The following is a 5681-nucleotide window of genomic DNA, read 5'->3' as shown; positions in this document are numbered from 1 at the left end:
CGGTGGTGATGACCGGGCGCGACCAGCCGGTGGCCGCCGTGGCGGGCGCGGCCACGCCCGACGCGACGGTCTTCTTTCAGCCGTTCGCGAAACTGACCGCCACGCTCGCCGACCGCGCCCAGCTGCAGGACGAGGCGCGGCGCACGATCGCCGCGGTGGTCATCCCCGCGCACCGGCGGCTGCTCGCCTTCCTGCGCGAGACCTACTTCCCCGGGCTCAAGCCCGCGATCGGCGCGGCGAGCCTGCCCGACGGCGCCGCCTATTATCGCAGCCGCATCCGCGTCTACACGACGCTCGACCTCGCCCCCGACGCGATCCATCGCATCGGCCTCGACGAGATGGCGGGCATCCGTGCCGAGATGGAGAAGACCCGGGCGGACGCGGGCTTCACCGGCGACCTGCCCGCTTTCCTCCACTTCCTGCGCACCGATCCGCGCTTCTACGCCAGGACGGCGGACGAGTTGCTGAAGGAGGCGGCGTCGGAGGCCAAGCGCTTCGACGGCATCGCCGACCAATGGTTCGGCCGCCTGCCGCGCCGCCGCTTCGCGATCGTGCCCGTCCCGCCCGAAATCGCGCCCTATTACACCGCCGGGCGCGGCGGGCCGGGACAATATCTGGTCAACACCTATGATCTGCCATCGCGGCCGCTGTTCCAGCTCCCCGCGCTGACGCTGCACGAAAGCGCGCCCGGCCACGCGATGCAGATCCCGCTGGCCGCGGAGAACACCGCGCTGCCGCCCTTCCGTCGCCAGAGCTATATCTCGGCCTATGGCGAGGGCTGGGCCGTCTATTGCGAGCGGCTGGGCGACGAGATGGGCTTCTACCAGACGCCCTATGAGCGGTTCGGGATGCTCTCCTACCAGGCCTGGCGCGCCGCGCGGCTGGTGGTCGATACCGGCCTTCACGCGCAGGGCTGGAGCCGCGAACGGGCGCAGGCCTATCTGCGCGACAATACCGCATTGTCCGAGCAGGAGATCAAGACGGAGGTGGACCGCTATATCGGCTGGCCCGGCCAGGCGCTGTCCTATTATCTGGGTGAAATGACGATCCGCCGCGCGCGGGCCAAGGCGCAGGTCGCACTGGGGCCGCGCTTCGACGTGCGCGCATTCCACGACACCGTGCTGTCGCTGGGCTCCGTGCCGCTGCCGGTGGTGGAGGCGCGGATCGACCGCTTCATCGCCGAGGGCGGCAAGAGCCCCTACCCGCCGTCCTGACGCGAACCTATGTGCCGATCCGAAGGAGACGGACGATGGCGGTGAACGTGATCTACAAGACGCAGGCGACCGCCACCGGCGGGCGCGACGGGTCCGCGCGCACGCCCGACGGCGCGGTGGACGTGACGCTCACATTGCCCCCGGCGATGGGCGGCAGCTCGGATGCGGGCGCCAATCCGGAAAAGCTGTTCGCGGCCGGCTATGCCGCCTGCTTCCTGGGCGCGATGAAGGCGGTGAGCGGCAAGGTCGGCGTGTCGGTGCCCGGCGACGCGACGGTGACGGCGGAGATCGGCTTCGGCCCGCGCGAGGAAGGCGGCTTCGGCATCACCGCCGACCTGACCGCGACGCTGCCCGGCGTCGACACGGCCGATGCGGAAAAGCTGATGGCGGCGGCGCACGAGGTATGCCCATATTCGAACGCGACGCGCGGCAATCTGAATGTCGGGCTGAACGTGGGGTGATCGTTCTCCTTCTCCCCTTGCGGGAGAAGGTGGCTCGGCGCAGCCGAGACGGATGAGGGGTGCGGCGCACCAGCGCCGCGAGCCTGCGGCTCGCCCCCTCACCCTCCCACTGCCTTCGGCAGCGGGCCCCTCCCTCTCCCGCAAGGGGAGAGGGACAAGTGTCAATCCGCTCCCGGCTCCTTCCACACCAGCATCGGCCGCCTCGCCGCCAGCGTCTCGTCCAGCCGCGCGCGCGGGGCGAAATGCGGGGCGGTCTTGAGCGACGCGTCGCCCGCCCTCGCGCGCTGCGCCACCGAGCGTAGCGCGGCGATGAACTGGTCGAGCGCGGCCTTCGACTCCGTCTCGGTCGGCTCCACCAGCATCGCGCCGTGCACCACGAGCGGGAAGTAGACCGTCATCGGGTGGAAGCCCTCGTCGATCAGCCCCTTGGCGACGTCCAGTGTCGAGAAGCCGTCGGCGAAGCCTTCGTCGGAGAACAGCGCCTCGTGCATGCAGGGACCAGAGCCGGCGAACGGCGCGTCGAGCACGTCGGCCAAGCCGCGCAGGACGTAGTTCGCGTTGAGCACCGCGTCCTCCGCCACCTGCCGGAGGCCATCGGCGCCGTGCGACAGGATATAGGTCAGCGCGCGGGTGAACATGCCCATCTGGCCATGGAAGGCGGTCATCCGGCCCAAGCAGGTGACGGCACCGTCGTAATGCTCGGCCGAGAACGCGTCGGCGTCACCCTCCTCGACGAGGTGGACGTAGCCGTCCGCCGTCCGCGCGGTATAGGGCAGCGGCCCGAACGCGCTCAGCGCCGCCGACAGCACCACCGGGCCCGAGCCCGGGCCACCGCCGCCATGGGGCGTCGAGAAGGTCTTGTGCAGGTTGATGTGCATGGCGTCGATGCCGAGATCGCCGGCGCGCACCTTGCCGACGATCGCGTTGAAGTTCGCGCCATCGCAATAGACATAGCCGCCGGCCGCGTGGACGGCGTCGCTGATCTTCTTGAGGTCGCGCTCGAACAGGCCGCAGGTGTTGGGGTTGGTGATCATGATCCCCGCCACGTCCGGCCCCAACCGCGCCTCCAGCGCGGCGAGGTCGACGCGGCCGTCGGCCGTCGCCGGAATATCCTCGACGGTGAAGCCGGCGACGGCGGCGGTGGCGGGATTGGTGCCGTGCGCGCTCTCGGGCACCAGCACCACCTTGCGCCCGCCCTCGCCCCGCGCCGCCAACGCCGCCTTAATGCACAACATGCCACACAGCTCGCCATGCGCGCCCGCCTTGGGCGTCATCGCCACGCCCGCCATGCCGGTCAGCTTGATCAGCCACATCGCCAGCTCGTTGATGACGCCCAGCGCGCCCTGCACCGTGTCGACGGGCTGGAGCGGGTGGATGTCGGCGAAGCCGGGCAGCCGCGCCATCTTCTCGTTCAATCGCGGGTTGTGCTTCATCGTGCACGAGCCGAGCGGGAACAGGCCCAGGTCGATCGCGTAGTTCTGGCGCGACAGGCGCGTGTAGTGCCGCACCGTCTCCGGCTCGCTCAGCCCCGGCAGGCCGATCGGCGCCTTGCGGGTGAGCCCGCCCAGCCGATCATGATGGACATCGCCATCGGCGAAGTCGACGCCGGTGGTGCGCGTCGAGCCGATCTCGAAGATCAACGGCTCCTCCAGCATCAGCGCCTTGTTGCCCGTGGTGGTGGGCGCATCGGCCTTGCCGGGCGTCATCTCGGGACGCCAGCCGCTTGTGTTCGCGCTCATGCGGATACCTCCAGCCCAAATCCGTTCGTGCCGAGCGAAGTCGAGGCACTTTCGGCACGTCGCAACCAGACCTGTCCCTCGACGTCGCTCGGGACGAACGGAGAGTGGATCACGCCAACACCTCCGTCAGCGTCGTCGCCAACGCCTCCACGTCGTCGGTCGTCGTCGTCTCCGTCACCGCGACGACCAGCCCCTGGGCCAGCGCCGCCTCGCCCGGATAGAGCCGCCCCAACGACACGCCCGCGAGCACGCCGCGCCCCGCCAGCGTGCGTACCACGGGGCGCGCCTCGACCGGCAGCTTGAGCGTGAACTCGTTGAAGAAGGTGTCGTTGACCAGCTCGACGCCCGGCACCCGGGCCAGCCGCTCCGCCGCGTGGCAGGCGCCCGCATGGTTGAGCCCCGCCAGCCGCCGCAGCCCCGCCTCGCCCAGCAGCGTCATGTGGATCGAAAAGGCGAGCGCGCACAGGCCGGAGTTGGTACAGATGTTGGACGTCGCCTTCTCGCGCCGGATATGCTGCTCGCGCGTCGACAGGGTCAGCACGAAGCCGCGCCGGCCAGCGGCGTCCACCGTCTCGCCGCACAGTCGCCCCGGCATCTGGCGGACATGGCGTTCCTTGCACCCGAACAGCCCCACATAGGGGCCGCCGAACTGAAGCCCGACGCCCAGCGACTGGCCTTCGCCGACGACGATGTCCGCGTCCATCTCGCCCGGGCTGACCAGCGCGCCCATCGCGACCGGCTCGGTGACGACGGCGATCAGCAGCGCCTTTCTGGCATGGCAGGCGTCGGCGAGCGGGCGCAGATCGGCGAAGCGGCCGAGGATGTCGGGATATTGGACGACGACGCAGCTCGTGTCGTCGTCGATCATGGCGATCAGCCGGTCGAGGTCGGTTTTCGGCACCAGCCAGGGCAGCGCGGTGTCGAGCACGTCGCCGGTGTATTTCGCCATCGTCTTCGCGACCGACACGTAGTGAGGATGCAGGCCGGCGGACAGGATCGCCTTGCCGCGCCGGGTGATCCGCCGCGCCATCGCGATCGCCTCCCAGCAAGCGGTCGACCCGTCATACATGCTGGCGTTGGCGACATCCGTGCCGAGCAGGCGCGCGACCTGCGTCTGAAATTCGAACAGCATCTGCAACGTGCCCTGCGCGATCTCGGGCTGGTAGGGCGTATAGGCGGTCAGGAACTCGCCGCGCTGGATCAGGTGATCGACGCTGGCGGGAACGTGATGCCGATAGGCGCCGCAGCCCAGGAAGAAGGGCACCTCGCCCGCGACGGTGTTCCGCCGCGCGAGCGCGGTCATGTGCCGCTCGACCGCCAATTCGGTGGCGTGGCCCGGCAGGCCAGCGATCGGCCCGTCCAGCCGCGCCGCCGCCGGCACATCGGCGAACAGGTCATCGACCGAATGAACGCCGATCGCGGCGAGCATCGCCTCGCGATCATGGCCGGTCAGGGGGAGGTAACGCATCTGGTTCTCCGCACGGATCGAAGGACATTGTCACCCTGAACTTGTTTTCAGGGTCCATGCGCGAGGCCTGTCAAACGGGCCGCCACCCATTGAACGGGCCATCGCGCATGGATGCTGAAACAAGTTCAGGGTGACGTTCGGGATCACAGCTTCGCGACGAACGCCTCATAGGCCGCTTCGTCCATCAGCTCGCCCACCTCGTCCGGATCGCTCAGCGTGATCCGGAAGAACCAGCCCTCGCCCTCCGGGTCCGTATTGACCAGCTCGGGAGTGTCGGCGAGCGCGGGATTGCCCTCGAGCACGGTGCCGGACGCGGGCGCGTAGACGTCCGACGCGGCCTTGACCGATTCGACGGTCGCCGCCTCGTCGCCCCGGGTCAGCGCGCGGCCTTCCGCCGGCGTCTCGACGAACACGACATCGCCCAGCTGATGCTGCGCATGGTCGGTGATGCCGACCGTGCCGACCTCGCCGTCGACCTCGATCCATTCATGCTCGGTGGTGAAATAGCGGCTCATCTCAGGGCTTCCTCGCGCGGACGTAGCGGTGGGGGACGAAAGGCATGGGCGTGACCGTCGCCGCGTGGACCTTGCCGCGCTGGGCAAGGCGGACGCGCGTGCCCGGCGTGGCCATCGCGGCAGGAACATAGGCCATCGCCACGGCCGCGCCGACGGTCGGCGCAAAGCCGCCCGAGGTGACGCGGCCGACCTCGCTGTCATCGGCATCGAGCACGGCCGCGCCCTCGCGCACCGGCTGGCGCCCCTCGATCAACAGGCCGACGCGGATGGCCACCGGCCCTTCC

The 5681-nt window shown here is 69.7% G+C and carries 6 protein-coding genes; 2 read left to right on the top strand and 4 right to left on the bottom strand.

What is annotated here, in order from left to right:
- Both HUU95_RS07070 and HUU95_RS07065 read left to right on the top strand, forming a co-directional pair.
- Positions 1-1214 (top strand): DUF885 domain-containing protein (locus HUU95_RS07070; protein ID WP_174279471.1); only part of this gene is annotated, 1214 nt, incomplete at its 5' end.
- A gap of 35 nt (positions 1215-1249) precedes the next feature.
- Positions 1250-1675, top strand: a complete 426-nt coding sequence (locus tag HUU95_RS07065; protein ID WP_174279470.1) for an organic hydroperoxide resistance protein — start codon at positions 1250-1252, stop codon at positions 1673-1675.
- A 161-nt stretch (positions 1676-1836) separates the two neighbouring features.
- Here HUU95_RS07065 and gcvPB read toward each other — a convergent pair whose 3' ends face one another.
- The 4 genes from gcvPB to HUU95_RS07045 all read right to left on the bottom strand — a co-directional run.
- Positions 1837-3414 (bottom strand): aminomethyl-transferring glycine dehydrogenase subunit GcvPB, encoded by a 1578-nt coding sequence (gene gcvPB, locus HUU95_RS07060; RefSeq protein WP_174279469.1) that lies wholly within the window; start codon positions 3412-3414, stop codon positions 1837-1839.
- Positions 3415-3523: 109 nt separating this feature from the next.
- Positions 3524-4882 carry an aminomethyl-transferring glycine dehydrogenase subunit GcvPA gene (gcvPA, locus tag HUU95_RS07055; protein ID WP_174279468.1) on the bottom strand — a complete coding sequence of 453 codons (1359 nt, stop codon included), beginning with the start codon at positions 4880-4882 and terminating at the stop codon, positions 3524-3526.
- Between the two features lie 143 nt (positions 4883-5025).
- Positions 5026-5397, bottom strand: coding sequence for a glycine cleavage system protein GcvH (gene gcvH / locus HUU95_RS07050; RefSeq protein ID WP_174279467.1), 372 nt, complete (start codon positions 5395-5397; stop codon positions 5026-5028).
- Position 5398: 1 nt separating this feature from the next.
- On the bottom strand, positions 5399-5681 hold a 283-nt coding region (locus HUU95_RS07045; protein WP_302480097.1), incomplete at its 5' end, for a glycine cleavage T C-terminal barrel domain-containing protein.

The sequence above is a fragment of the Sphingomonas bacterium genome, assembly GCF_903643065.1.
Lineage (GTDB): Bacteria > Pseudomonadota > Alphaproteobacteria > Sphingomonadales > Sphingomonadaceae > Sphingomonas.
The sequence above is the reverse complement of the archived record's forward strand: the minus strand, read 5'-3'. Positions and strand labels throughout refer to the sequence as shown.